General features: G+C 71.6%; 30 protein-coding genes. 15 read left to right on the forward strand and 15 right to left on the reverse strand.

What is annotated here, in order from left to right; all coding sequences use genetic code 11:
- The first annotated feature begins 1 nt into the window (after window position 1).
- The 5 genes from ACS5RC_RS11350 (at window position 2) to ACS5RC_RS11370 (ending at window position 3,176) form a co-directional block, all read left to right on the forward strand.
- The gene (locus tag ACS5RC_RS11350) at window positions 2-313 is read left to right on the forward strand and encodes an oxidase (protein ID WP_478343972.1); all 312 of its coding nucleotides are present in this window, start codon (window positions 2-4) and stop codon (window positions 311-313) included.
- 86 nt (window positions 314-399) lie between these two features.
- Window positions 400-1,206 carry a class II glutamine amidotransferase gene (locus tag ACS5RC_RS11355; RefSeq protein WP_478343973.1) on the forward strand — a complete coding sequence of 269 codons (807 nt, stop codon included), beginning with the start codon at window positions 400-402 and terminating at the stop codon, window positions 1,204-1,206.
- Between the two features lie 168 nt (window positions 1,207-1,374).
- Window positions 1,375-2,118, forward strand: a complete 744-nt coding sequence (locus tag ACS5RC_RS11360) for a sigma-70 family RNA polymerase sigma factor (RefSeq protein ID WP_478343974.1) — start codon at window positions 1,375-1,377, stop codon at window positions 2,116-2,118.
- A 151-nt stretch (window positions 2,119-2,269) separates the two neighbouring features.
- A complete protein-coding gene (locus ACS5RC_RS11365; protein ID WP_478343975.1) occupies window positions 2,270-2,683 on the forward strand; it encodes a DUF1236 domain-containing protein in 414 nt (137 codons plus the stop codon).
- A gap of 175 nt (window positions 2,684-2,858) precedes the next feature.
- Complete coding sequence (locus ACS5RC_RS11370; protein ID WP_478343976.1) at window positions 2,859-3,176, forward strand: hypothetical protein; 318 nt, start codon at window positions 2,859-2,861, stop codon at window positions 3,174-3,176.
- Window positions 3,177-3,178: 2 nt separating this feature from the next.
- On the opposite strand, the gene mscL is transcribed toward ACS5RC_RS11370, so the two are convergent.
- From mscL to ACS5RC_RS11395, 5 genes are all read right to left on the reverse strand, one after another.
- Window positions 3,179-3,607: a large conductance mechanosensitive channel protein MscL gene (gene mscL, locus ACS5RC_RS11375; RefSeq protein WP_478343977.1), complete on the reverse strand. Its 429-nt coding sequence runs from the start codon at window positions 3,605-3,607 to the stop codon at window positions 3,179-3,181.
- 102 nt (window positions 3,608-3,709) lie between these two features.
- Entirely contained in the window at window positions 3,710-4,549 is an 840-nt protein-coding gene (locus tag ACS5RC_RS11380; protein ID WP_478343978.1) for a CDP-alcohol phosphatidyltransferase family protein, read from the reverse strand.
- A gap of 15 nt (window positions 4,550-4,564) precedes the next feature.
- The gene (locus ACS5RC_RS11385; protein ID WP_478343979.1) at window positions 4,565-5,275 is read right to left on the reverse strand and encodes a phosphatidylserine decarboxylase; all 711 of its coding nucleotides are present in this window, start codon (window positions 5,273-5,275) and stop codon (window positions 4,565-4,567) included.
- 139 nt (window positions 5,276-5,414) lie between these two features.
- Window positions 5,415-6,263: a transglutaminase-like domain-containing protein gene (locus ACS5RC_RS11390; protein WP_478343980.1), complete on the reverse strand. Its 849-nt coding sequence runs from the start codon at window positions 6,261-6,263 to the stop codon at window positions 5,415-5,417.
- A 178-nt stretch (window positions 6,264-6,441) separates the two neighbouring features.
- Complete coding sequence (locus ACS5RC_RS11395; RefSeq protein WP_478343981.1) at window positions 6,442-8,349, reverse strand: ABCB family ABC transporter ATP-binding protein/permease; 1,908 nt, start codon at window positions 8,347-8,349, stop codon at window positions 6,442-6,444.
- A gap of 352 nt (window positions 8,350-8,701) precedes the next feature.
- Between ACS5RC_RS11395 and ACS5RC_RS11400 the strand changes: the two genes are divergently transcribed.
- Window positions 8,702-8,881: a hypothetical protein gene (locus tag ACS5RC_RS11400; protein WP_478343982.1), complete on the forward strand. Its 180-nt coding sequence runs from the start codon at window positions 8,702-8,704 to the stop codon at window positions 8,879-8,881.
- A 274-nt stretch (window positions 8,882-9,155) separates the two neighbouring features.
- Window positions 9,156-10,163 carry a tRNA dihydrouridine(20/20a) synthase DusA gene (dusA, locus tag ACS5RC_RS11405; protein ID WP_478343983.1) on the forward strand — a complete coding sequence of 336 codons (1,008 nt, stop codon included), beginning with the start codon at window positions 9,156-9,158 and terminating at the stop codon, window positions 10,161-10,163.
- A gap of 5 nt (window positions 10,164-10,168) precedes the next feature.
- Here dusA and ACS5RC_RS11410 read toward each other — a convergent pair whose 3' ends face one another.
- The 3 genes from ACS5RC_RS11410 to ACS5RC_RS11420 are packed head-to-tail and all read right to left on the reverse strand — an operon-like array spanning window position 10,169 to window position 12,616.
- A complete protein-coding gene (locus ACS5RC_RS11410; protein ID WP_478343984.1) occupies window positions 10,169-10,789 on the reverse strand; it encodes a rhodanese-like domain-containing protein in 621 nt (206 codons plus the stop codon).
- Window positions 10,790-10,791: 2 nt separating this feature from the next.
- Window positions 10,792-11,610: a quinoprotein dehydrogenase-associated SoxYZ-like carrier gene (locus ACS5RC_RS11415; protein WP_478343985.1), complete on the reverse strand. Its 819-nt coding sequence runs from the start codon at window positions 11,608-11,610 to the stop codon at window positions 10,792-10,794.
- Window positions 11,611-11,650: 40 nt separating this feature from the next.
- Window positions 11,651-12,616, reverse strand: coding sequence for a quinoprotein relay system zinc metallohydrolase 2 (locus tag ACS5RC_RS11420; protein WP_478343986.1), 966 nt, complete (start codon window positions 12,614-12,616; stop codon window positions 11,651-11,653).
- A gap of 133 nt (window positions 12,617-12,749) precedes the next feature.
- Here ACS5RC_RS11420 and ACS5RC_RS11425 point away from each other — a divergent pair, with 133 nt between their 5' ends.
- Window positions 12,750-13,331 carry a TetR/AcrR family transcriptional regulator gene (locus ACS5RC_RS11425; RefSeq protein ID WP_478343987.1) on the forward strand — a complete coding sequence of 194 codons (582 nt, stop codon included), beginning with the start codon at window positions 12,750-12,752 and terminating at the stop codon, window positions 13,329-13,331.
- Here the strand turns inward: ACS5RC_RS11425 and queC are convergent.
- The 3 genes from queC to cobT all read right to left on the reverse strand — a co-directional run bounded on the left by queC (window position 13,310) and on the right by cobT (window position 15,532).
- The gene (queC, locus tag ACS5RC_RS11430) at window positions 13,310-14,014 is read right to left on the reverse strand and encodes a 7-cyano-7-deazaguanine synthase QueC (RefSeq protein ID WP_478344341.1); all 705 of its coding nucleotides are present in this window, start codon (window positions 14,012-14,014) and stop codon (window positions 13,310-13,312) included. The two genes, ACS5RC_RS11425 and queC, sit on opposite strands and share 22 nt — an antisense overlap.
- A 1-nt stretch (window position 14,015) precedes the next feature.
- Window positions 14,016-14,372 (reverse strand): 6-carboxytetrahydropterin synthase QueD, encoded by a 357-nt coding sequence (gene queD, locus ACS5RC_RS11435; RefSeq protein WP_478343988.1) that lies wholly within the window; start codon window positions 14,370-14,372, stop codon window positions 14,016-14,018.
- A gap of 146 nt (window positions 14,373-14,518) precedes the next feature.
- Complete coding sequence (cobT, locus tag ACS5RC_RS11440) at window positions 14,519-15,532, reverse strand: nicotinate-nucleotide--dimethylbenzimidazole phosphoribosyltransferase (RefSeq protein WP_478343989.1); 1,014 nt, start codon at window positions 15,530-15,532, stop codon at window positions 14,519-14,521.
- 101 nt (window positions 15,533-15,633) lie between these two features.
- Between cobT and cobS the strand changes: the two genes are divergently transcribed.
- The 4 genes from cobS (at window position 15,634) to panB (ending at window position 18,429) form a co-directional block, all read left to right on the forward strand.
- Complete coding sequence (gene cobS / locus ACS5RC_RS11445; RefSeq protein ID WP_478343990.1) at window positions 15,634-16,473, forward strand: adenosylcobinamide-GDP ribazoletransferase; 840 nt, start codon at window positions 15,634-15,636, stop codon at window positions 16,471-16,473.
- Window positions 16,474-16,520: 47 nt separating this feature from the next.
- Window positions 16,521-16,748: a DUF1289 domain-containing protein gene (locus ACS5RC_RS11450; RefSeq protein WP_478343991.1), complete on the forward strand. Its 228-nt coding sequence runs from the start codon at window positions 16,521-16,523 to the stop codon at window positions 16,746-16,748.
- Window positions 16,749-16,787: 39 nt separating this feature from the next.
- Entirely contained in the window at window positions 16,788-17,480 is a 693-nt protein-coding gene (locus ACS5RC_RS11455) for a retropepsin-like aspartic protease family protein (RefSeq protein WP_478344342.1), read from the forward strand.
- A gap of 124 nt (window positions 17,481-17,604) precedes the next feature.
- The gene (panB, locus tag ACS5RC_RS11460) at window positions 17,605-18,429 is read left to right on the forward strand and encodes a 3-methyl-2-oxobutanoate hydroxymethyltransferase (RefSeq protein WP_478343992.1); all 825 of its coding nucleotides are present in this window, start codon (window positions 17,605-17,607) and stop codon (window positions 18,427-18,429) included.
- Here panB and ACS5RC_RS11465 read toward each other — a convergent pair whose 3' ends face one another.
- Window positions 18,430-19,410, reverse strand: a complete 981-nt coding sequence (locus tag ACS5RC_RS11465) for an NUDIX hydrolase (RefSeq protein ID WP_478344343.1) — start codon at window positions 19,408-19,410, stop codon at window positions 18,430-18,432.
- A gap of 394 nt (window positions 19,411-19,804) precedes the next feature.
- Here ACS5RC_RS11465 and thiE point away from each other — a divergent pair, with 394 nt between their 5' ends.
- The 3 genes from thiE (at window position 19,805) to ACS5RC_RS11480 (ending at window position 22,071) form a co-directional block, all read left to right on the forward strand.
- Window positions 19,805-20,494 (forward strand): thiamine phosphate synthase, encoded by a 690-nt coding sequence (thiE, locus tag ACS5RC_RS11470; RefSeq protein WP_478343993.1) that lies wholly within the window; start codon window positions 19,805-19,807, stop codon window positions 20,492-20,494.
- On the forward strand, window positions 20,491-21,288 hold the full coding sequence (thiD, locus tag ACS5RC_RS11475) for a bifunctional hydroxymethylpyrimidine kinase/phosphomethylpyrimidine kinase (RefSeq protein ID WP_478343994.1): 798 nt from the start codon (window positions 20,491-20,493) through the stop codon (window positions 21,286-21,288). Before thiE ends, thiD begins: the two co-directional genes overlap by 4 nt.
- 153 nt (window positions 21,289-21,441) lie before the next feature.
- A complete protein-coding gene (locus ACS5RC_RS11480; RefSeq protein ID WP_478343995.1) occupies window positions 21,442-22,071 on the forward strand; it encodes a helix-turn-helix domain-containing protein in 630 nt (209 codons plus the stop codon).
- 18 nt (window positions 22,072-22,089) lie between these two features.
- Here the strand turns inward: ACS5RC_RS11480 and ACS5RC_RS11485 are convergent, their stop codons facing one another.
- The 3 genes from ACS5RC_RS11485 to ACS5RC_RS11495 form a co-directional block, all read right to left on the reverse strand.
- Window positions 22,090-22,677: an ABC-type transport auxiliary lipoprotein family protein gene (locus ACS5RC_RS11485; protein WP_478343996.1), complete on the reverse strand. Its 588-nt coding sequence runs from the start codon at window positions 22,675-22,677 to the stop codon at window positions 22,090-22,092.
- A gap of 133 nt (window positions 22,678-22,810) precedes the next feature.
- Entirely contained in the window at window positions 22,811-23,893 is a 1,083-nt protein-coding gene (locus tag ACS5RC_RS11490) for an MlaD family protein (protein WP_478343997.1), read from the reverse strand.
- Window positions 23,894-24,005: 112 nt separating this feature from the next.
- On the reverse strand, window positions 24,006-24,770 hold the full coding sequence (locus ACS5RC_RS11495) for an ABC transporter ATP-binding protein (protein ID WP_478344344.1): 765 nt from the start codon (window positions 24,768-24,770) through the stop codon (window positions 24,006-24,008).
- Between the last annotated feature and the right edge of the window lie 34 nt (window positions 24,771-24,804).

Raw genomic sequence — 24,804 nt, forward strand, 5'->3', positions numbered from 1 at the left:
GATGCGCAACCCGCTCTCAAGCCTCGGCGACGCCGACCGCGCTCTCCTCGTGCGCCGCCTGCGCACGCCGGTCCTCACCTTCGCGGCCCTGCTCGGACTGCTCGCCGTCAATGTCGCGCTCGGCGCGACCCAGCCCTTCGCCCATGCCTGGATCGCCGAGCTTCTGGTCGTCGCCCTGATGGCGGCGCTGGTCCTGCTCGTCTCGATGGAGGTGTGGCACGAGCCGCCGCTGGTGAAGCTGTTCTCGGGGCTCGGCTTCTTCTGGGTCGCGATCCTGATGGGCATGACGCTGACGGATTACCTCGCACGCTGACCCGGACGGTTGTTCGCCGCGGGATTCGCCTCTACACGCGGGCCCTCCCGCCGGCGCGGGCGGAGCGAGGGCGGGCATCCGACACCATGTGCGAATTGCTCGGCATGAGCGCGAACGTGCCTACCGACATCCGCTTCTCGTTCGCGGCGCTCGCGCGCCGCGGCGGCGAGACCGGGCCGCATGCGGACGGCTGGGGCATCAGCTTCTACGAGGGGCGGGGCCACCGCAGCTTCCACGAGCCGGAGCCCTCGGCGCGCTCGGAGCTCGCCAAGCTCCTGCGCAACGCCGCGATCAAGAGTCGGATCGTGGTGGCGCATGTGCGCAAGGCCAATCGCGGCCGCGTCAGCCTGGAGAACACGCACCCTTTCACCCGCGAGCTCTGGGGCCGGGCCTGGACCTTCGCGCATAACGGCCAGCTCAAGGGCGTGAAGCGCCTGCCGCTGGGGGCCTTCGCGCCGATCGGCTCCACCGACAGCGAGCACGCCTTCTGCTGGATGATGGGCCGGCTCCAGGCCCGCTTCGCCCGGCTCCCGGCCGCCCCGACCCTCGACCGCGCGATCGCCGACCTCTGCGCCGAGCTGCACGCGCTCGGCGTCTTCAACATGCTGCTCACCGACAGCCGCACGCTCTACGCCCATTGCGGCAAGCGCCTGTGCTACCTCACGCGGCGCGCGCCCTTCGGCACCGCGACGCTCGTCGACGAGGATTGGCGGGTCGATTTCGCGCAGGAGACGACCGAGCGCGACGTCGTCACCGTGGTGGCCACCAAGGCGCTGACGCGGGACGAGTGCTGGACCGACCTGGAGCGGGGCGACGTGCTCACGCTTCGGGACGGCGATATCCGGCTGATCAAGCCCCGAAAACCGGCCGCCGCGCGATCCGGATCCTGTTGACGGTGGCGACGCTCACGGGGTGTTCAGCGCGCGAAGGTGCGCGGCCGGGCCCGATGCGCTACAACAGAGATCAATCAGGATCGCTGCGGCCGCGAGCGCCGCCAACCGGTCCGCCTCGCCGGAACCGGACCGCCGGCGAGCCCAGCCCGCGCAACAAAGCGACACAGCATGACCCGCGACGAGACCGACACCGTCCTGACCGCCGCCGATGACGGCGAGAGTTCCGCGCGCCCGAACCTGCCCCACTCGATCCGCGCCCATCTCGGCGATCATCTGCGCGTCGCCTACGAGCGCCTCGGCGCCGACGAGATGCCGAGCCGCTTCGCGGAGCTGATCGAGAAGCTCGAAGCGGCGCTGCGCGCGCGCGGCGAGGCGATCGAGCCGGAATTCCGCAACGGCCTGCTGGCGGCGGTGCCCTCGCTGCGCGCCTTCGCCCTGTCGCTGACCTCGAATCCCGCCCGCTCGGACGACCTCGTGCAGGATACGCTGCTCAAGGGCTGGCAGCACCGCGCTCGCTTCCAGCCGGGCACGAACCTGAACGCGTGGCTGTTCACCATCCTGCGCAACATCTTCTACTCCGATCACCGCAAGCGGGTGCGCGAGGTCGAGGATCAGGACGGCTCCTACGCGGCCCGCCTCGCTACCGCGCCGCATCAGGGAGACCGGCTCGACGTCGAGGACCTGCAGAGCGCTCTGGCCAAGCTGCCGCCGGACCAGCGCGAGGCCCTGGTCCTCGTGGGCGCCGAGGGCGTCTCCTACGAGGAGGCCGCTGCTATCATGGGCTGCAAGGTCGGCACCGTGAAGAGCCGCGTCAGCCGTGCCCGCGGACGGCTCGCCGAGCTCCTCGGCTACGACGAGGAGGATCTGGGATCCGACCGCTTCATCAAGTCGGCGATGCCGGGCGAGGGCTGAGCCCGCAGGCGCCGCTGGGGCCTGCACAAATCTCGTGCAGGTCACGCCAATTGCTTTTTCGACGCATCCGTTTCGCGGGGTCGTGCGTTACCGGCCCGAGCTTCGCTGCGCCCCCGGGCGCGGCGGATGTCCGAAACCGGAGACGTTCCCCATGACCTTCAAGACCCTTCTGGCCGCCTCGGCCCTCGCCCTCTCGCTGCCGCTGGCGGCTCAGGCCCAGGGCACCATCCCGGGTGCCGAGCGCGGCGCGGCGGCGGGTGCGGATGCGGCCGGCCCGATCGGCGGCATCGTCGGCGGCGCGGTCGGCGCGGCCACCGGCACCGTCGGCGGCATCCTCGGTGTCGACATGGCCCCGCGCTTCCGCAGCTACGTCCGCGAGCGCAACGTGCGCTCCTACGATTACGACGGCCGCGTCGTCGTCGGCTCGACGCTGCCGTCCTCGGGCGTGACCTACTACGACGTGCCGGACGAGTACCGCGTCCGTCCGGGCTACCGCTACACCGTCGTCAACGACCGTCCGGTGCTGGTCGATCGCAGCCACCGCATCGTCGAGGTGATCGACTGATCTCTCCGGGCGCCGGCCTCGTCCGGCGCCCGATCGGGCGGCCCCGGAGCACACGCTCCGGGGCCGTTCGCATTTTCGGCGCTTGTGGCGAGCGGAAATCGGTCCCCATGATACCGTCTCGCGGCAACCGACGGGGACGGGCCGCCGTTACCTCGGCCAGCAGCAGGAGGCGGACATGCAGGACGGTGAGGGCGATCACCCGGCTCAACTTCCGGAGCCGGTGCGCGATCACCTCGGGCAGCAATTGCGCGGGATCCTGCCGGTGGATGCCGGCAAGCCGAAATTCCTCGGCGACGATCCGGTCTCGGATGCCTTCGCCCCGCAGATCCGCAAGCTCGAGACGCGGCTGAAGACCCACGAGGAGGGGACCGAGGCGGTCGAGAGCGCCCTCGGACGCATCCTCGACGCCTTCGGCATCGATCCGGACGCGAAGACGCCCGGCGGCGCGACACCGGGAGCCGCCAAACCGGGCGGCAAGATCCCCGGCGCCTGACGCTAGACCGCGGGCTTCGCCGCCAGGATATCGCGGATCTCGCCCAGGAGCTTCACGTCGGCCGGCACCTCGGCCACCGCCTCGGGCTTCTTCTCCTCGGCGTGCTGGAGCTTGTTCATCGCCCGGATGACGAGGAACAGCACGAAGGCGACGATGAGGAAGTTCAGCGCCACGGTGATGAACTGCCCGTAGCCGATCACCGCACCCTGCTTCTTCGCCTCGGCGTAGGGCAGGCCGGCCTGAACCTTGGCCGAGAGCGGGATGTAGTAGTTCGAGAAATCGAGCCCGCCGGTCACCGCGCCGATGATCGGCATGAAGACGTCCTGCACCGCCGAGGTGACGATCGCGCCGAACGCCGCGCCGATGATCACGCCGACCGCGAGATCGACGACGTTGCCGCGCAACGCGAACTTCTTGAACTCTTCGAGCATCCTGCCGCCCCCTGTCGTCGCGGGCCTGCGCCCCGGGCAGGGTGGCGCGCCGGGGCCGGCGCCGCCAGGGGGCGGACCGCTCTGTCCACCAGCGATGCGGGATCAGGCGGTGCCGAGGGGGGTCTCGGGCGGCTCCGCCCGGACGACGGAGCCCTCGAGCTTCTGCCGGCGGCGGTACTGCGCCGCGCTGACCGGGACGGTCGCGAGGTAGCAGATGCTGATCGCCACCAGCGATTCGAACGGGAAGCTGATCACGATCCCGAAGACGGCGACCCCGAGCAGGAAGATCGGCAGCACCCAGGCCCGCGGCACGCGCTTGCCCATGGTCTTGCCCGAGAAGGTCGGCACCGTGGAGACCACGAGGAGCGCGATGCAGAGCACGTAGAACAGGATCGCGGGCGCGGCCCAGGCCTCGAAGGTGAAGCCCAGGAAATGCAGGTAGAGCGGCAGCATGGCGGTGAGCGCGCCGGCCGGGGCCGGCATGCCGACGAAGAAGTCCTTCTTCCACTCGGGCCGGCTCGGGTCGTCCAGCATCGCGTTGAAGCGGGCCAGCCGCAGGCCCATCGCGATGGCGAAGATCAGCGCCACGATCCAGCCGATCGACTTCAAATTGAAGAGCGAGAAACCGTAGAGGATCAGCGCCGGCGCGCAGCCGAAATTCACGAAATCGGCGAGGGAATCGAGTTCCGCCCCGAAGCGCGAGGTGCCCTTCAGGAGCCGGGCGACGCGCCCGTCGATGCCGTCGAGCACGCCCGCCACCACGATGGCGATCACCGCCGGCTCGAACCGGCCCTCGAAGGCGAGCCGGATCGCGGTCAGCCCGAGGCAGAGCGCCATCAGGGTGATCATGTTCGGGGCGATCATGCGGAACGGCACCGGCTTGAACCGGCGCGGGCGCGGCTCGTTGGCGTCCGGCTCGAAGGGCGGGAAGAGATCGTCCATCGCCAGGGCCCCCGCTCAGATTCGCCGGAACTGACGCTCGGGGCCGCCGCCGAGATCGGCCAGCACCGTCTCGCCCGCGACCGCCTTCTGGCCGAGGCCGACCAGCACGCGCGTGCCCTCGGGGAGATAGACGTCGACCCGCGAGCCGAACCGGATCAGGCCGAAGCGCTCGCCGACATTGAGCTGGTCGCCCGCGCTGACGAAGCCGACGATGCGGCGCGCCACGAGGCCGGCGATCTGCACCACGCCGATTCGAAGCGCCGCGCCGCGATGCAGGGTCTCGATCACGAGGCCGTTGCGCTCGTTGTCCTCGCTCGCCTTGTCGAGCTCGGCATTGAGGAACAGGCCCGGCGTGTAGTGGATCTGCCCGATCCGCCCCGTCACCGGGACCCGGTTCACGTGGCAGTCGAAGACGTTCATGAACACGGAGATGCGCGTCATCGGGACCGACGGCAGGTCGAGCTCCGGCGGCGGCAGGACGGTGGCGATGAGGTTGACGCGCCCGTCCGCGGGCGAGACCACGAGGCCGTCGGCGACGGGGGTGACGCGCTCGGGATCGCGGAAGAAATAGCAGACCCAGAGGGTCAGGATCAGGAAGATCCAGCCGAAGAACTGGGAAAAATAGCCGGCCAGCACCGTCAGCACGATGCCGATCAGGATGAAGGGGTAGCCCTCCTTGTGGATGGGCACCAGCACCCGGCGGATCGTCTCGAAGAGATCGGTCATGGGGCTCGGGTCTTCTCCTGCGCGGGCGATCCCGGTGGGGATCAGGCCGCGCGGATGGCAGTCCCGCAGGCTCCCGTCAACCGGGCGCCCGGCCGCGCGGCGACGCGCGGCCGGGTCTCGCGCGTGGACCCGGCGCGGCTCAGGCCGCCCGGAGGAGGGACGGCGCCTCGGCCGGAACCTCGTCGGTGTGCACGTCGAACTGCACGAGGTAGGCGGTGCCGAAGCTCGTCGTGAGGGCGCAATCGGTGGCGTCGCGCCCGCGCGCCATGACGATGCGGCCGATGCGGGGCGTGTTGTGGCGGGCGTCGAACGTGTACCAGCGCGGGCCCTCGGGCCCCTCCAGATAGACCTCGAACCAGGCGGAGAAGTCCATCGGCGCCGGATCCTTCGGCACGCCGATATCGCCGAGATAGCCCGTGGCGTAGCGCGCCGGGATGTTCATGCAGCGGCAGAGCGTGATCGCGAGATGCGCGAAGTCGCGGCAGACGCCGACCTGCTGGCTGTGCCCGTCATGAGCGGAGCGGGTGGCGTCCGCCATCTGGTAGTCGAAGCGCAGACGGTTGTGGGCGTAGTCCACGATGGCCTGGACCCGGGCCCAGCCTTCGGGCGTGTTGCCGAACAGCGACCACGCGGTCGGGGCGAGCTTGTCGGTGTCGCAGTAGCGCGAGCCGAGCAGGTAGACGAGCACGTCGTCGGGCAGGTCCTGCACCGGGATCTGCCGGGCGTAGGGGGCGAAGGCGTCTGGCTCGCCCGAATCGGCGACGACGAAATCGGCCGCCATCACGATGCGGCCGCCCGGCGCGACGATGCGCGTGCAGACATTGCCGAAACCGTCGATGTGCTGGCTCGCGGGCACCGGCGGATCGAAGCGGATGACCTCCGGGGTCACCAGATCGGCCTGGCGATCCGGCTGCACGCTCAAGAGGAGGTTCATCGGCGTCGGGCCGAAGGTGTCGAAGGCGATGGTGAAGCCGGTGCGAATGTGCATGATCAAGTCTGGTCTGAGATGTCGCCCCGCGTCGTCGCGGTTCGAGCACTCAACTCGACGGCCAACCTACAGTTCCGCGGGTCTCATCTGTTGAGATCTCAGGGCTTGCTCAAATATTCGCCATTCTGCCCGCGCTCCGGGCCGGTGCGCGCCCGGCCCGGGATCGTCCGGCGCGGCGCTACTCGGCCGGGACCGGCTCCGGCGCCCGGCGCGGCGCGTCCGGGCGCTCGGCCTGCGCCTCCGCCCGCTTCAGGGCCTCCCGCGCGGCATCGGCCTCGCGCTGGCGGTTCCACATCGCCGCGTAGACGCCGCCCTCGCGCAGGAGCCCCGCATGGTCGCCGCGCTCGACGATCGTGCCCTTGTCGAGCACGAGGATCTCGTCCGCGTTGACGACCGTCGAGAGGCGGTGGGCGATGACCAGCGTCGTGCGGCCCTGGCTGACCGTGTCGAGGGCGTCCTGGATCTCGCGCTCGGTGAAGGAATCGAGCGCCGAGGTGGCCTCGTCGAGGACGAGGATCGGCGGTCCCTTCAGGATGGTGCGGGCGATGGCAACCCGCTGCTTCTCGCCGCCCGAGAGCTTCAGGCCGCGCTCGCCGACGGGCGTCTCGTAGCCCTCCGGCAGCGCCGCGATGAAGCGGTCGATCTGCGCGAGCCGCGCCGCTTCCCGCACCTCGGCCTCGGACGCCTCCCAGCGGCCGTAGCGGATGTTGTACCCGATGGTGTCGTTGAACAGCACCGTGTCCTGCGGAACCATGCCGATGGCCGCGCGCAGCGAATCCTGGCGCACGGCGGCGATGTCCTGCCCGTCGATCAGGATGCGGCCGCCCTGCGGCTCGTAGAAGCGGAACAGCAGGCGCGACAGGGTCGATTTGCCGGCGCCCGAGGGGCCGACGATCGCCACGGTCCTGCCCGACGGCACCGTGAAGGAGACGCCGCGCAGGATCGGCCGGTCGGGGTTGTAGGCGAACTGCACGTCCTCGAAGCGGACGGTGGCCCGCTCGACGGCGAGCGGGGCGGCGTCCGGCCGGTCCGCGATCTCCGGGTTGCGGTGGAGGATGCGGAACATGTCGTCGATGTCGATGAGCGCCTGTTTGATCTCGCGGTAGATCATGCCCATGAAGTTGAGCGGCATCGAGAGCTGCACCAGCATGGTGTTGGCGAGCACGAAGCCGCCGATCGTGGTGCGCCCGGCCAGGATGTCGCGCGCGGCGAGCCACATCACCGCGGTCATGCCGAGGGTGAAGATCACGGCCTGACCGGCGTTCAGCACGGCGAGCGAGACGTAGGTCTGGGTCGAGGCCTTCTCGTACTTCGCCATCGAGACGTCGTAGCGGGCGGTTTCGCGTGCCTCCGCGCCGAAATACTTCACGGTCTCGTAGTTCAGCAGCGAATCCACCGCCTTCGTGTTGGCGTCGGTGTCGGAATTGTTCATCCGGCGCCGGATCTCGATCCGCCACTGCGTCGCCTTCCAGGTGAAGGCGAGATAGGCCGACACCATCACGAACACGACGGCCGAGTAGAGCCAGTCGAACTCGTAGGCGAGCACGCCGAGGACCAGCAGGAACTCGACGATGGTCGGCACCAGTGTGAGGACCATCAGGCGCGACAATTCCTCGATGCCGCCGCGCCCGCGCTCCAGCACGCGGGTGAGCCCCCCGGTCTTGCGCTCGAGGTGGAAGCGCAGCGACAGCCGGTGCATGTGCTCGAAGGTCTGGAGGGCGAGGCGGCGGACCGCATGCATCGCCACCTTGGCGAAGAGCCCGTCGCGGACCTGTGTCAGCCCGGCCATCAGGATGCGCGACAGCCCGTAGATGCCGATCAAGAGCATCGGGGCGGCGAAGATCCCGCTGGGCACGCCCTCGCTCCGGCCGCCGGCCGCCGCGACCAGGGCATCCGTCGCCCATTTGAAGGTGAAGGGCGTCACCATCGTCACGAGCTTGGCGACGAGGAGCAGGCCGAAGGCCAGGAACACCCGGCGCTGCAGGTCCGGCCGGCCGTGGGGCCAGAGATAGGGCCAGAGGCGTCGGTAGGTGGCGACGAGGCCGGGGCGCTCCGGCGCGACCGGAGGCGCGGGGTCGGTCTGCATGCGAAAATCCGTTGGGAATCGGGAAGCCATATAGGACGTTCCGGTCCCCGCCGCACCCGCCCGGCACGCGGGCATGCCGCCGGGCCAGCGCGGGGCCGCCCCGCGGAGCGCGACGGCGCGGTCGGGATCCAGGCTGCTCCACGGGGCGTCCCGGCGCGGGTCGGACCGGGTTGAGATCGGGTCGCGATGCCGAGCCGCCAGGCGCCGAACAGAGCGTCCGCCCGCCTCATCATTCTGAGTTGCGCGCGATCGGGCAGACTACGACTGAATGGCTCCTGTATTGGGAACCAAAACCCACCCTTCTGCGATATGCCTAAGCTCGATCCGAGCGGCGGACGGGCGGGAGGATTCCATGGCGGCCAGGAACGATGCGTATCTGATCCAGATCAAGCCGGTCTTCGGCCGGCGGTCCCGCTATGTCTGGGCCGTCAATGGGACCGCGTCGATGTTCCACGAGACCTCCGCGATCATCTACGATTCGGTCGAAGCGGCGCTGTCGGCCGCCCATGCGCGCGTGGCGGAACTGCACTGACCGGCCGGTCGCGGCTTAAGCCTCGACACGCATCCTCCCCGCATCCGGTCGTCGGCCTCGCTCGCCACCCCGCGCCGGTCCCTGACGAGCCTGCCCCCTCGCCGCGGCGGCGGTCGAAGCTGATGCGGGCCGCGTTTTGGCGCGGACCCGACGGCATGGTATCCGCCCGCTCTATCCCTGAGATCCTCCGGATCATTCGGCCCGCCCTCGGCGACGGGCGATCCGGCTGGGACTCGATATCGGAGAGGGCGAGGCGTTGAGGTCGGAGGAATCCGTGTCCGGGTGGGGGCCGAGCGATGCGTGGCGCTTCTCCGTCGCGCCGATGATGGACTGGACGGATCGTCATTGCCGCGCCTTCCACCGGGTGATGTCGCGCCGCACCCGGCTCTACACCGAGATGGTCACCACCGGCGCGATCCTGCACGGTCCGCGCGAGCGCCTGCTCGGATTCTCGCCGGTCGAGCATCCGGTGGCAGTGCAACTCGGCGGATCGGATCCCGGCGCGCTCGCGGACGCGGCGCGCATCGCCGCCGATTTCGGCTACGACGAGATCAACCTCAATGTCGGCTGCCCGTCGGACCGGGTGCAGGAGGGTCGCTTCGGCGCCTGCCTGATGCGCGAGCCCGCGCTCGTCGCGGAATGCGTCGCCGCCATGAAGGGCGCGGTGCGCGTGCCCGTCACGGTGAAATGCCGGATCGGCGTAGACGATCAGGATCCCGAAGCCGCGCTGGACGCGCTGACGGAGGCCGTCGTCGCGGCAGGCGTCGACGCGCTCGTGGTGCATGCGCGCAAGGCTTGGCTCCAGGGTCTCTCGCCGAAGGAGAACCGGGACGTGCCGCCCCTGGATTACGGCCGCGTCGCCCGCCTGAAGCGGGCGCGGCCGGATCTCCCGGTGGCCATTAACGGCGGGATCGGCAGCCTCGGCGAGGCGCGGGCGCAGCTCGAGGCGGTCGACGGGGTGATGATCGGGCGGGCCGCCTACACCGATCCGGCGCTGCTGCTCGGCGTCGATCCCGCGCTCTTCGGCGAGCCCGCCCCCTGCGCCGACGCGTTCGCCGCGATCGAGGCCTACGAGCCTTACGTGGCGGCCGAACTCGCCCGCGGCGAGCGCCTGCACGCGATCAGCCGACACATGCTCGGCCTGTTCAACGGAAGGCCGGGCGCCCGTGCCTATCGCCGGCACCTGTCGACGGCCGGCATGCGGGCCGATGCGAATCTCGACACCCTGCGGCAGGCGGTGGCGCTGGTCTCGCGCGCGCTGCCGGAGGCCGAGGCCGCCTGAGCGGATCAGCGCTCGGGCGCATCCCCGGCCGCGGCCCAGACCGGATCGGGCTTGGCCACGGCGGTGTCGTGATCGTCCTGCCAGCCCTCGACGCCCTCCGGGAACCAGTGGACGTTGGTGTAGCCGCGCATCACGAGGCGGCGGCCCGCATTCCAGCTCCCCCAGCATTCCGGCCTGCAGAAGGTGACGATCGGCTTCGCCTTGTCGCCTCCCGTCAGCGCCTCGACGCGGGCGAAGAACAGCGCCTCTCGCTCCGCCGCGAGGGGCGCCACGCCCGCGCCCGGGAGCCAGACCGCCCCGGGGATCGAGCGGTGGGTCGGCAGCCAGGGGCGGTCGGCCGGAAACCCGGCGGGCTTCCGGTCGGCCAGCACGACGTCGAGTAGGAGCGGCCGGTCCTTCGCGATCAGCGCGGCGAGGCCCGTCTCGTCGATGACGGTCGCGCCCGTCAGGGTCTTGGGCGTGTATCCGCGCTGGGGTCCGGTCCAGAGCCCGTCGGGCTCCGGCACGTTGATGGGCGAATCCGCCGGCGTCGCCGCCGCGAGGAGCAGCGTCGCGGCCAGCGCGGCGCAGATCCGCCCCGCCGCGCTCCGGCCGCCCCGACGGGCCCCTAAGATCCGCCGGATCATGCTCAGTTGCTCGCCGTCGGCCCGTTGAAGGTCCGCTCCCAATGGCCGCCCTGGCTGTCGGTCGCCGCCACCTTGATCGGGCCGTTGCCCTCCGGCTTGTAGGCGAAGTTGATCACCGGGTTCGAGGCGATCGAGATGTCGCCATCCAGGGTGAAGACGGTCTTGTCGCCGTAGCTCACCACGACCTTGTTGATGTAGCGCGCCGGCGTGTACTCGCGGGTCACTTGGTTCATCTGCATGCCCGAGAAGTTCGGGTGGCGGATCATCAGCGTCGCCTGGACCGGCTTGCCGGCCTGCGCCTCGCCGCCGAACTTCAGGCGCATGTCCCCCATGCCCTTCATCGCCTCCTCGTCGCTCATGCCCATCGGGGCGGAGCAGCCGCCCGAGGCCTTCACGAACTGCGTCGCCTCGTAGAGGTTGCCGTCCTTCGTCTCCGCCACGGCGTGGACGTTGGTGTAGTTGTTGATCCGCACCCGCAGCTTCAGCTCGCGCGGATCGCCCGCCGGGCCGAAGGTGACGTGGGCGGCGTAGGGGGAGGGGTTGTCGTCGATCACGAGATGGACGGCCTTGATCCGGTCCGGCTCCGGCATGTCCAAAGTCAGCGGCACCAGGGCCGCGTCCTCGGCGCGCTTGGGCGCGTCGACCGTCACCAGGGTGGTGGTGGGCTCGATCTTGCGGTCGCCGAAGATCGAGGCCGAGATCTCCTTCCAGCGGGCGGCCCGCTCCGCATCGGTGTCCGAGGCGCCGGCCGCGTGGGCGACGCCCCCGAGCAGGGAGGCCGAGAGCGCGAGGCCGAGGACGTATCTGGGGGCGAATGTCATGGCGTTCCTCCGTGTCGATGCAAAATAAGTCCGATCCGGCCTATTCCCACTCAAGTTCCTTGTAGGCCACGGTGGCGTTGCGGCCGTTATAGGTGTCGAACAGGTCCCAGCGGCCGCGCTCCGATTGGGCGACGGTGCGCGTCGCCTTGTCGATCGGCACGTCGGCGGCGATCGCCGCGCGGGTCTCGTCCCGGAGCGCGCCGAGATAGCGCGTGAGGTCGCCGAGCGCCGGGACGAGATCGACGCTGACCGGGCCGTGGCCGGGTACCGCGCGCGTGGCGCCCATGCCCTTCAGCCGCTCGGCCTCCTTCAGCCAGCCCACGAGGCTGCCGTCGAGGGACGGGATGCGGCCGACGAAGAGGAGATCGGCCGGGAACAGCAGCCCGCTGCCGGTGTCGAGCATCGAGAGATCGCAGGGCGTGTGCGCCGGACCGTGGGCGGTGAAGCGCAGCACGCGGTCGCCGAGGTCGATCTCGGCTCCGTCCGTCACGCTTTGGGTCGGGTAGACCACGCTGCCGGCCTTGTCGGCGCCGAGGATGTCGGCGAGGCGCTGGCGGTAGAACTCGCCGCGGGCATCGAGCGCCTCGCGCAGGGCGGCGTGGCCGATATAGTTCGGCTTGTCCTCCGCGAAGGCGGCGGCGCCGAAGCAATGGTCCGGATGGACATGCGTCATCACCACGTGGCGGATCGGCTTGTCGGTGCGCTTGCGGATCTCGGCGCGGAGCCACTGTCCGTCGGCGAGGCTGCCGCCGCTCTCCGTGACGAGGACCCCGTCGCGCCCGATCACGAAGCCCGTATTGGCGATGGCGTCGGCGTTCTCGGCGGTCGCCTCGGCGTTGGGGCCGCGCCGGATGAAGATGCCGGGACCGACCTCCTCCATCGCGACGGACTCGGCGCGGGCGATGCGGGGCAGGCAGCACAGACAGAATCCGCCGAACACGGCCTCGCGGCGCGAGAGCGCGGCGCGTCCACCGAATCCACGCGCGGCAGCGTCCGGCGCCCGCATGCGTTTCCTCCCGATTGATTGCCAACCATTTAGTAGGTAGAGAACTCCTCCGTCAACCGGACGATCCGCGCAGGTCGGGGCTCGGCCTACACATCCGCGCGATCCGGTCCGGGTCAGGAGGGCGACGAGGGCGATGCGCGATACCCGGGCCGAATTGCTGCTGCAGGCCGAGACCCTCGTGCGGGCCCGCGGCTATGCGGGCTTCAGCTACGCCGATCTCGCGAACGTGGTCGGCATCCGCAAGGCCAGCATCCACCATCATTTCCCGACCAAGGCGGACCTCGCGGCCGCGCTGATGGCGGCCTATGCTGAGCGCTACGAGACGGCGCTCGCCGTGATCCTGGACGGGCAGGGCGAGGCGCGCGCGCGGATCGCGGCTTACGGGCGGCTCTATCTCGGCGGGGTCGAGCAGGGGCTCGGCTGCCTCTGCGCGGCCTTCGCGATCGAGGGCGAGGCACTGCCGGCGAGCCTGCGCGCGACGGTCGCCCGCTTCTTCGAGCGGCATATCGCGTGGCTCGAGGCCGTGCTGCGCGCGGGTGTGGCGGCCGGAACCGTGCGGGCGGATATCGACCCGGCGGCCCAGGCCCGCCTCGTCGTCGCGACGCTGGAGGGCGCGCTGCTGATGGAGCGGCTGCTCGGCGGCCCCGAGGCCTTCGCGGGGACGCTGCAGGCGCTCGTCGCCGGGCTCGCGCCTCAGGGCTCGTCGGCGACGTAGCGGTTCCAGCCCTCCGCGCGCAGGCGGCAGGCCGGGCAGGTGCCGCAGCCGTAGCCCCAGGCGTGGCGGGTGCCGCGCTCGCCGACGTAGCAGGTGTGGCTGTCCTCGACGATGAGGTCGACGAGCCCCTTGCCGCCGAGCGCCTCGGCGAGGCGCCAGGTCCGGGCCTTGTCGATCCACATCAGCGGCGTGTGCAGGACGAAGCGGCGCTCCATGCCGATGTTGAGCGCCACCTGCAGCGCCTTGATGGCGTCGTCCCGGCAATCGGGATAGCCCGAATAGTCGGTCTCGCACATGCCGCCGACGATGTGGCGCAGGCCGCGCCGATAGGCGAGCGCAGCCGCGAAGGTCAGGAACACGAGGTTGCGGCCAGGCACGAAGGTGTTCGGCAGGCCGGAGGCCGCGTAGCCGATCTCGGCCTCGCGGGTCAGCGCCGTATCGGAGACCTGGCCCAGGGCGTCGAGGGGGAGGGTATGGTCCTCGCCGAGCCGGCGCTGCCAGGCCGGGACCAGGCGGGCCATGCCTTCGCGCAGGCGCCCGCGGCGGTCGAGCTCGATCCGGTGGCGCTGGCCGTAATCGAAGCCCAGGGTCTCGACGCGGGCGAAGCGGTCGAGGGCCCAGGCGAGGCAGGTCGCCGAATCCTGGCCGCCCGAGAACAGGACCAGCGCGCTATCGTCCCCGATCTCAGTCACCCGCATACTCCGCCCAGGACATCGGCGTCTCGTAGACCCGGACCGTCGCGAGGCCGGGCAGACCCGCCCTGGCCCGATGCCAGATCCAGGCCGCGATGTTCTCGGCGGTGGGGTTTTCCAGCCCCTCGACCTCGTTGAGGCAATGGTGGTCGAGCCGCTCGAGCAGCGGACGGAAGCTTGCCTCGACATCGAAGAAATCGACGACCCAGCCGCTCTCGGGATCGACCGGCCCGGCGACCGTGAGCTCGACCCGGTAGGAATGCCCGTGCATGCGGTGGCAGCGGTGGGTCTCGGGCACGTTCGGCAGCCGGTGAGCCGCCTCGAAGGTGAAGGCTTGGGTGATCTTCATGGGGTCGCAGCGTCGATGACGGCCGGGGAGGGCGCCCGGCCCGATCCCTGCCCTTAGAGCATCCGACCCCGCGCCGTCATCCACCGGGCGATCGTCCGCGGGCCGCCGGTCCGGCCGACGGACGGCCAAATCGTGCAGCGCGGGCGCTAGGCGCGCTGCGAGACCCCCGCCTGCGCGAAGGTCGCCATGTCGCGGTGGCAGGCCAGCGCGCCCTTGAGGACACCGATCGCCATCGCGGCGCCGGAGCCCTCGCCCAGCCGCATGCCGAGGTCGAGCAGCGGTTCGAGCCCGAGGCGCCCGAGCACCTCCGCATGCGCGCCCTCGGCCGAGACGTGGCCGGCGAGGCAATGGTCGAGGGCGTGCGGGTCGAGGGCATGCAGCACCGCCGCCGCCGCGGTCGAGACGTAGCCGTCGAGCACAACCGGCACGCGCTGCAGCCGCGCGGCCAGGATCGCTCCGGCCATCGCGGCGATCTCGCGGCCGCCGAGCCGGGCCAGCACCTCGAGGGGATCGTGGAGATGGTCGGCGTGGCGGGCGAGCGCCGCCTCGACCGCGGCGACCTTGCGGGCGAGGCCCTCCGCGTCGACCCCGGTGCCGTGCCCGACCCAATGGGCCGGATCCCCGCCGAACAGGGCGGCGTAGAGCGCCGCCGCCACAGTGGTGTTGCCGATCCCCATCTCGCCGATGCCGAGGCAATCGGTGCCGGCGGCGACCGATTCCATGCCGAAGGCCATGGTCGCCACCGTCGCCTTCTCGTCGAGGGCCGGGCCCTCCGTGATGTCGCCCGTCGGCAGGTCGATGGCGAGGTCGAAGACCTTGAAGCCGAGGCCGTAGGCGGCGCAGATCTGGTTGATCGCCCCGCCGCCGGCCGCGAAATTGTCGAGCATCTGCCGGTTCACCGCGTCCGGAAAGGCCGAGACGCCGCGGCGCGTCACCCCGTGGCTGCCGGCGAAGACGCAGACCAGCGGCCGGTCGAGCGTCGGCTTGGCCGTGCCCTGCCACGCGCCGAGCCAGGCCACGAGGCGCTCCATCCGCCCGAGCGCGCCGGCGGGCTTCGTCAGCAGGGCGTCGCGGGCGGCGATCGCGGCGACCGCGTCGGCGTCGGCGTCGGGGATCGATTCGATGAGGCGGCGGATGTCGGCGAAGGGGCTGTCGGTCATCGGTCGGGCGCGCAATCCTGTGGGTGATGCCCCGCAAGCGCGAAGGGCCGACCCGTCCCGCACGCTATAGTGGCGCGGGGGCAGCGGGTGAAGGCCGGGTCATGGGTGGGCAATCCTCCGACGGACGCATCCCGGGCGGCGAATCCGATTGGCCGGGCCGGGGGCTGCTCTACGATCTCGCCGCCTGCCTGCGCTTCTACTCGCGCCTGCCCGTGCCCCGCCTGCCCGGGGAGCCCGACCCGCACGGGGCGCCGGATTTCACCCGCGTGCCCCGCATGCTGCCGGTGGCCGGGCTGATCCTGGCGCTGCCGGCCGCCCTGGTGCTGCTCGCAGGGTGGCGGCTCGGGCTCGGGCCGTTCCTCGCCGCGACTTTGGCCCTCGCCGCCTCCGTGGTCCTCACCGGCGCCTTGCACGAGGACGGCCTCTCCGACGTGGCGGACGGGTTCGGCGGCGCCACCCCGGAGCGGCGTCTCGAGATCATGCGCGACAGCCGGATCGGCGCCTACGGGGCCGTCGCGCTGGTCCTCGGACTGTCGCTGCGAATCGGCGCGCTGGCGACGCTGCTGGACCGGACCGGCGCGGCGGCCGGCACGGCGCTGGTGCTGGCCGCGATCCTCTCGCGGGTCGCGGCGCTCGCCCCGCTGGTGCTGCTCGCCCCCGCCCGCCGCGACGGGCTGAGCGCTGCGGTCGGGCGCCCCGGCGGCGCGACGCTCGGGGTCGCGTCCGGCTTCGGCCTCGTCCTCGCCCTGCTCGCCCTGCCGCTCGGCCTGCCGTTCGGCGGGGTGATGGCGATGATCGGGCTGGCGACGGCGGCCTCCCTGGGCCTCACCCGCCTGGCCGCGGCCCGGATCGGCGGCCAGACCGGCGACGTCGTCGGCGCCTGCCAGCAGGCCGCCGAGATCGCGAGCCTCGTCGGCCTCGTCGCCTGCCTGCCGGCGTGACCCCGTGCCGCTTGATCTCCCCGGGCCCGGACGGGCAAGGAGCCCGGATGCGCGCCGCTCCGTCCAAGCCGTCCAGCCCCTGCACCAAGGTCTGCGTCCTCGACGACGCGGCCGGGCTCTGCCTCGGCTGCGGGCGCACCCGCGACGAGATCGCCCTGTGGGGCTCGCTCTCCGAGCCGCAGCGCCGCGCCATCATGGCCGGCCTCGAAGCGCGGCTGCGCGATGCCTATCTGCCGGCCGAGGCGGGCGCGGATCCCGCGGGGCCGTCGCGCTAGGGCGCCCGCGCCTCGGGCGAGGATGAGGGCGGCTCCATGATGACCTATCTGGCGCTCGGAGCGATCTTCGTCGCGGTCGCCGTCCTGGTCCTCGGCGGCGGCTGGCAGACGGCCGCGGTCGGGATCGAGCCGGACCAGATCGCCGGCCTCGCCTTCGGGACCGCGATGCTGATCCTCGTCGCCAGCGGCTACTGGCGCCAGTACGGGCTCAACCTCGGGGCGAGCCTGCGGGCCCTCGCGATCTGGACTGCGCTCGGCCTCGCCTGCCTCGTCGGCTACGCCTACCGGCCCGAGCTTCAGGGCGTCGCCAGCCGGGTCGTCGGGGATCTGCGGCCCGGATCGGCCGCGACCGGCCCGGACGGCAGCGTCGTCATCACGCGGCGGCAGGACGGCGATTTCCGCATCGAGGCGGCCGTGAACGGGCAGGCGCAGAGCTTCGCTTTCGATACCGGCGCGAGCGCCGTCGTGCTCACGGCTCAGGCGGCCGAGGCCCTCGGCATCCGCCCGCGGGACGACGCCTTCACGGTCCCGGTCTCCACGGCCAACGGCACGGCCTACGCCGCGCCCGCCCTGCTCGACTCGGTCGGCATCGGGCCGATCACCGAGCGGCGGGTCTCCGCGCTGATCGCCAAGCCCGGGGCCCTGCGGCAGAACCTGCTCGGGCAGAGCTTCCTGACCCGGCTGTCCGGCTACGAGGTCCGGGGCGACCGGCTGATCCTGCGCGCGCCCTGACGGGCCGTCGACACCACGGCGGGATCGTCACCGCGCCCGTGAGGTTTTCCGTGCGCGCGTCGGGTATATAAGGCCCCCCTCCACCGGGCCGGCTCCGCGGCCCGCGCCAACAGGAAGCCGTGCCATGTCGCAGGTCGTGCAGTCCCGCCGCCTGAGGGCCGTCGACATCGCCAAGCGCAAGGCGGAGGGCGCGAAGATCATCTCGCTCACCGCCTATCACGCCCACACGGCGAGCATCCTCGACGCCTATTGCGACTTCATCCTCGTCGGCGATTCCCTGGGCATGGTGATGCACGGGATGGAATCGACGCTGCCCGTCACCCTCGAGATGATGATCCTCCAGGCGCAGGCGGTGATCCGGGGCACCAGCCGGGCGCTCGTCGTCGTCGACATGCCCTTCGGCTCCTACGAGGCGAGCCGCGAGCAGGCCTTCATGAGCGCGGCGCGGATCCTGAAGGAGACCGGGGCGGGCGCGGTGAAGCTCGAGGGCGGCGCGCGCTTCGCCGAGACGGTGGCCTTCCTCACCCAGCGCGGCGTGCCGGTGATGGGCCACATCGGCCTCACGCCCCAATCGGTGAACACGATGGGCGGCTTCCGGGTGCAGGGCAAGGGACCGGACGGCGAGCGCGTCCTCCTGGAGGATGCCCGGGCCATCAGCGAGGCCGGCGCCTTCGCGATCGTGCTCGAGGGCATCGTCGAGCCGGTGGCGCGGGCCATCGCACGCTCGCCCCAGGTCACCGCCGCGACGATCGGGATCGGCGCCTCGTCGTTCTGCGACGGGCAGATCCTGGTGCTGGAGGACATGCTCGGCCTCTCCGAGCGCACGCCGAAATTCGTCAAGCAGTTCGGCTCGCTGCGCGCCCATATCGAGGCCGCGGTGCGGACCTACGCCGAGGAGGTCCGGGCGGGGCGCTTCCCGGAGGATGCCCACACCTACGCGGATCGCTGATCAGGCCCGGCGCGAGGGGGTCAGCCTGAGGCCGGGCGCGGGGCGCTCCAGCAGCACCTCGCGCCGGAAGCGCACGAGACGGGCCGGGCGCCCGGCCTTGCCGCTGGTGACGCTCTCCGTCTCCTCCACCAGCCCCTGCTGCGCCACCAGCCGGCGGAAGTTCTGCTTGTGCAGCTGCGTGCCGGACAGCGCCTCGACGGTGCGCTGGAGCTGGAGCAGCGTGAAGGCCGGCGGCATCAGCTCGAACACCACGGGGCGGTACTTGATCTTGCCCCGCATCCGGCCGATCGCCGTGGCCAGCACCCGGCGATGGTCGAAGGCCATCGGCACGCCGGTGGGATCCCCCGGGCGCGCGGCGCCGCCATTGCCCTGCGCCTCGGGGATCAACCCCGCCTCGAACAGCAATTCGTAGCGCTCCAGCACCCGCTCCTCGTTCCAGGTGCCGCCGCCGAGGCCGAAGGTGAGGCCGAGGCGGTCGGCGCGCATGCGGCGGAGCTTGGCGTCGGCCGGCTCCGCGGCCCAGGCGGCGAGCTTCTCGGCGATGGCGTCGAGCTGCGGCGGGCGGCCCCGGCGGAAATCCTCGTAGGGCAGGTAGCGGTACCAGTTCTGCCACGCGGCCTCGGCGATGCCCGCCGAGCGCTCCTCGCGCACCAGCGCCAGATAGGCGACCGAGAGGGAGTGGATCCCCGCCCGCGCATCGCCCGAGCGGTCGCGGTCCCCGAAGGTGTAGAGCTGCTCGACGTAGCCGAGGCGCTGATGGGTCTGCTGTTCCACCCAGGCCCGCAATCCGCGCTCCAGGGTGGGGTGCTGCGACACCAGCGGCCCGGCGGGCAGGCCCTCGCCGCGGCCCGGGGCCTGGTCCGCCACCCGCACGGTGAGCGCGCGCGGCTCCCCGTCCGTCGCGGCGACGATCACCGCGACGAGCCCGACGCTGGAGGGATCCGGCCGGCCAACGCTTCGCGCCGCCTGCACATCCGTCATGAGTTCCGTCGCGTCGACGCTTGGCATGCCTGACATGATGATCGCAGTGCGGATGCGCCCGATGACCCGGATCGCGCTCGCTTTAGAGCATGACGCAAAAATGTAAAAACCGATGATCGGAAATCATCATGCGGCGTCAACCACATAGGGCCTGTGTCCGCGGGCGCGCCGGGATCTTGCCCCGTCCATAACATCCTTGCCCGCCTCGGGGACCGGCCCGGCCTCGGACAGGGCGTCACAGCGACGGGCCAGCAAGCGCGCCCGCGACCGGTCCGAAGCGGCGGGTCTTCCGGCTTGCCAAGCGGCGGAGGCGCACTCAAACCCGTCGGGCCGGCCCGGCGCCGGCCGAGAGACGGGGAGACGCGATGTCCAGCACCGGAACGGGATCGGCCCGATGAGCGATGCGTCCCCCCGGGTCGATCATCGGCTCTACGGCATCCTCGACACCGCCGTCTGCGGCACCGACCCGGAGCGGCTCGCCCGGATGGCCGCGGAGGCGGTCGCGGGCGGCTGCACCCTGCTCCAGTACCGCGAGAAGGCGATCCCCGACGCGCGCGCCGCGCTCGCCCGGATCCGTGCGATCCGCCACGCGGTGGCGGGCCGCGTGCCGCTCCTCGTCAACGACCGGATCGATCTCGCCCTCGCGGCCGGCGCCGAGGGGGTACATCTCGGCCAGAGCGACCTGCATCCGGCCGATGCGCGCCGCCTCCTCGGCGACGGCGCGATCATCGGCCTCACCCTGAAGACCACGGCGCAGGCCGACGAGCTCTACCGGATGCCGGTGGACTACGCCTGCATCGGCGGCGTCTTCGCCACCACCAGCAAGGACAATCCCGATCCGCCGGTCGGGCTCGACGGCCTCGCGCGCATCCTGTTCCGGGCTCGGCTCGCCCGCGGCCAGGCCCTGCCGGTCGGCGCCATCGCGGGCATCGATTCGAGCAACGCCGCGGCGGTGATCGCGGCCGGCGCGGACGGGATCGCGGTGATCTCGGCCCTGTTCGGCGCCGAGGCGATCGAGGGCCGCGCCCGCGACCTCCGGGCCCGCGTCGACGCGGCTCTGGCCGAGCGCGGGGCCGGCCGATGATCGCGCTCACCATCGCGGGCTCGGATTCCTCCGGCGGCGCCGGCATCCAGGCCGACCTCAAGACCTTCTCGGCGCTCGGGGTCTACGGAGCCAGCGCGATCACGGCGCTGACCGCGCAGAACACGCGCGGCGTCCAGGCGATCCACGATGTGCCGGCGGAGTTCGTCGCCGCCCAATGCGAGAGCGTGTTCGCCGATCTCGCGGTCCGGGCGGTGAAGATCGGGATGCTGTCCCGCGCGCCCGTCATCGACGCGGTGCTGGCGGTCCTCGACCGGCACGCAGCCGCGATCCCGGTGGTGCTCGACCCCGTGATGGTCGCCACCAGCGGCGACAGCCTGCTCGGGGCCGACGCCGTCGCGGCGCTGCGCGCGCGGCTGATGCCCCGCGCCGACCTCGTGACGCCGAACCTGCCGGAAGCCGCCGCGCTGCTCGACGCGCCGGTCGCCCGCGGCGAGGCCGAGATCGAGGCCCAGGCGCGCGCCCTTCTCGCCCTCGGGGCCCGGGCGGTGCTGGTCAAGGGCGGGCACGGCGACGGGCCCGAGAGCATCGACCTTCTGGTGAGCGCAGCGGGGGTCGAGCGCTTCCGCGCCCCGCGGGTCGCCACGCGGAACACGCACGGCACCGGCTGCACCCTCTCGGCCGCGATCGCGGCGGGCCTCGCGCGCGGTCTCGAACTCCCCGACGCCGTGGGGCAGGCGAAGGCCTATATCGGCGCGGCCATCGCGGCCGCCGACCGGCTCGCCATCGGCCACGGGCACGGCCCGGTGCATCACTTCTTCGCCCAGTGGCGTTGAGCGACCGAGCGCGGCGGTCGCCCGGCTGGGAGCCCGAAAGCGGGAGCGGGAAACCGTGGACCGCCTTGCGTCCCCCCCGGATTTGCGTTTGAATTAGCGTACGTTCGTTCGGATAATGGAACGCGAGCGCGCGAGAGTCGGGTTGCGGGACGGATGCAGGATCAAGCGGAACGGATCGAACGGGTGCGGTCCCGGGACCTGCTCACCGGGGCCCAGGTGCTGTCGGGCCAGCTCGGCAAGACGATCCAGCGGCTGCGCAAGGCCTACAATCTCTCGCTCTCGGAACTCGCCGAGCAATCGGGCGTGGCCAAGTCGATCATCAGCCAGATCGAGCGGAACGAGACCAACCCCACCCTCGCGACGATCTGGCGCCTGAGCCAAGCGCTCGACGTCTCGATCGAGCGGGTGCTCGCGGCCGGCGACGACGAGCCGTTCATCGAGAAGGCCTCGCGCGCCGACACGCCGATCCTGGTCTCCGAGGACGGCAAGGTCCGGCTCGCCATCATCGGCTGGGTCAAGACCATCGAGTGGCTGCAATGGTACGACGTCTCGGCCGATCCGGGCGGCGTCCTCGATTCCGACCCGCACCAGCGCGGCTCCGTCGAATCCCTCTCCGTGAGCGAGGGCGTCTTCGAGGTCGAGGTTGGCGGCGTGGTGCAGGTGGCGCGGGCAGGGGAGACGCTGCGCTACCGCTGCGACCGGCCCCATGCCGTGCGCTGCACCGGCGCGCTGCCCGGACGGGCCACGATGGTGGTGATCATGAAGGCCGCCGTGATGGATTGAGGCGCCGCAGCGCCCCGGTCACCGCCCCGAATTCACCCAGCGCACCGCGTCGGCGAGGACGCTGGCGAGCGCCGCGTCGAGGGCGAGGGCGGCATTGCCCGCGTCCACGGCCTTCACCGGCACGCGCGCCTGGAACACCTTGGCGGACACCACCTTGCCGGTGCCCTCCGCGATCAGCTTCGCGGACAGGTCGACGACCGCCTCGCCCGAGCCGGCGGCGATGTCGAAGGCCCGGATCTCGCTGATCAATTGGTAATCGGTGACGACCTTGTCGCCCGGGCGGGTGACGGAGCGCAGGCGGCCGGAATTCTCGAGGCTCTGGATCAGCCGCGTCTGGATCAGCCGCGGCAGCCGGTCGGCCCATTGGCCGCCGCCCAGGAACGACAGCGAGCCGGAGGGCTCGCGCACGATGATGCGGTCCGATTCGAAGGGCTGCAGGCCCACCGGCTCGGCGACCATGATCGCCCGCGCCGACGCCGCGGGGCGGCCGGAGGGCGGCAGCGCGGCGAGGTCGAAGGTCAGGGGCGCGCCGCCGCCGCCGCAGCCGCCGAGGGCGGAGACGGCCAGCGCTGCGGCGAGCGCGAGAGCGGGCGTGATCTTGGTCATCCTGGGAATCGGACGCTGCCCTTGGCTGATCCGGACCGGTGCCCGGCGCGCGGAGGGAATGGCTCCGCTTAAACGACACGGCCCGGCGATTCGTGCCGTGCGGCGAGGCACATACACCCAGGATAAGACGGTTCTACCGCCCACCGTTGTATTCGGGCAACGACGGTTTCCCACCGAAGATCACCTGCGAGGGATCGCGCTCCAAGCTCTTGACCGTACGGTTCAGGGTTCCGAGCGTGCGCTGGCCGTCGGTCGCCAGGGCCTCGACCTCGCGCCGCCCGCTGCCGCTGAGCCGGTTGAAGCTGGTGGCGATGCCGGCGGTGCGCTTGTCGAGGTTCTCCGACAGGGTCCGGAAGGCGCGGCCGGCGTCGCGCACCGAGATCGCCGCCTCGCGGACCTCCGTGAAAGTGCTGGAGCCCTGCTGGCCCGAGGCGGAACCGAGGAAGCCCTCGGCGCCCTTGAGCACGCCGTCGATGCGGTCGGCGGAGGCGCTGAGCTTGGCGGCGAGCGCCCGCGCGTCGTGTAGGCCCGCCTCGATGTCGGGGCTCGCGGCGCTGAGCGCGCCTGAGAACCGGTCGGCGTTCTCGATGACGTGGTTGAGGCGCTGGCCGTCCACCGCCTTGACGAGGCCGGCGATGGAGGGCCCGGCCTCCGCCAGCGTCTTGGAGAAGGATTCGACGTTGGCGAGCGTGCGGTTGATCGCGCCCTCGTTGCCCGCCACCACCTTGTCGAGGCGCTGCAGCACGTCGTCGGCGCGTTGGGCGATCTGCTTGGCCGCCGCCATCATGTCCTGGATGTCGGAGGAATCGGCGAAGATCGTCGGCATCTGGTCGCCGGAGCCCGGCGTCAGCGCGGGCGCGTCGGCGTTCCCGCCCGAGAGCGCGATCACCGAGACGCCGGTGAGCAACGCGGAGTCGAGGCGGGCCCGGGTGTCGGCGCGCAGCGGCGTCGAGGGCTCGACCTTGATCGTGGCGACCACCCGGCGCGGGTCCTGCGGCAGCAGGCGGACATCCGAGACCTCGCCGACCTTGATGCCGTTGAAGGTGACGCTGGAGCCGCGCGAGAGGCCGCCGACGCTGCCGGAGAACACGATGCGGACGCCCGTGCTCACCTGCCGCGACGAGCCGCCCGCGAGCCAGAACACGAAGCCGAAGCCCGCCAGGATCACCGCGAGGGTGAAGACGCCGATGAGGGCGTAGTTCGCGCGCGTCTCCACGGCTCAGCCCTCCGCCCGTTCGCGCGCGCCCGACCGGGTCCCGGCCGCCCGGGCCCGGGCGGCGAGGGGCGGGGCGGCGAGGGGCGGAGCGGCGAGGGGATTGCGTTGTCCGTCAGACATGCGCGGGGCCTCCGGTGACGATCGAGCGGGCGCGCTTGCCGTGGAAGTAGGAGCGCAGCCACGGGTGGTCGTGGGCGAGCATGTGGTCGATCGGACCGACCGCGATGATCTGGCCGTCGCCGAGCGCCGCGATGCGGTCGCAGGCGGTGTAGAGGCTGTCCAGATCGTGCGTCACCATGAAGACGGTGAGGCCGAGCGTCTGCTTCAGGGTCGCGACGAGTTCGTCGAACTCGCCCGCCCCGATCGGGTCGAGGCCTGAGGTCGGCTCGTCGAGAAAGAGGATCTCGGGGTCGAGGGCGAGGGAGCGGGCGAGCGCCGCGCGCTTGATCATGCCGCCCGAGAGCTCGGACGGGAACTTGTCCGCCGCATCGGGCTTCAAGCCGACCAACTCGATCTTCAGGCGGGCGAACTCGTCGAGCAGGCGCTCGGAGAGCTTGAGATGCTCGCGCATCGGCACCTGGATGTTCTGCTTGACGGTGAGCGCCGAGAACAGGGCGCCCTGCTGGAACAGCACGCCCCAGCGCTGCTCGACCCGCCGGCGCTCGGCGAGGCTCAGGCCGTCCATATCCCGGCCGAACACCTCGATCGTGCCGGAGCGCTTGGGCACCAGCCCGAGGATGGTGCGGGTGAGCACCGACTTGCCCTGGCCCGAGGGCCCGACGAAGCCCAGGATCTCGCCCCGGCGGATGTCGAGGTCGAGGCCCTTCAGGATCGTCCGGTCGCGAAAGCCCACGACGAGGTCGCGCACCCGGATGATCGCGTCGTCGGGCGCAGGAGAGATCGCGGCGGCG

The organism is Methylobacterium sp. HJ2 (assembly GCF_056431005.1).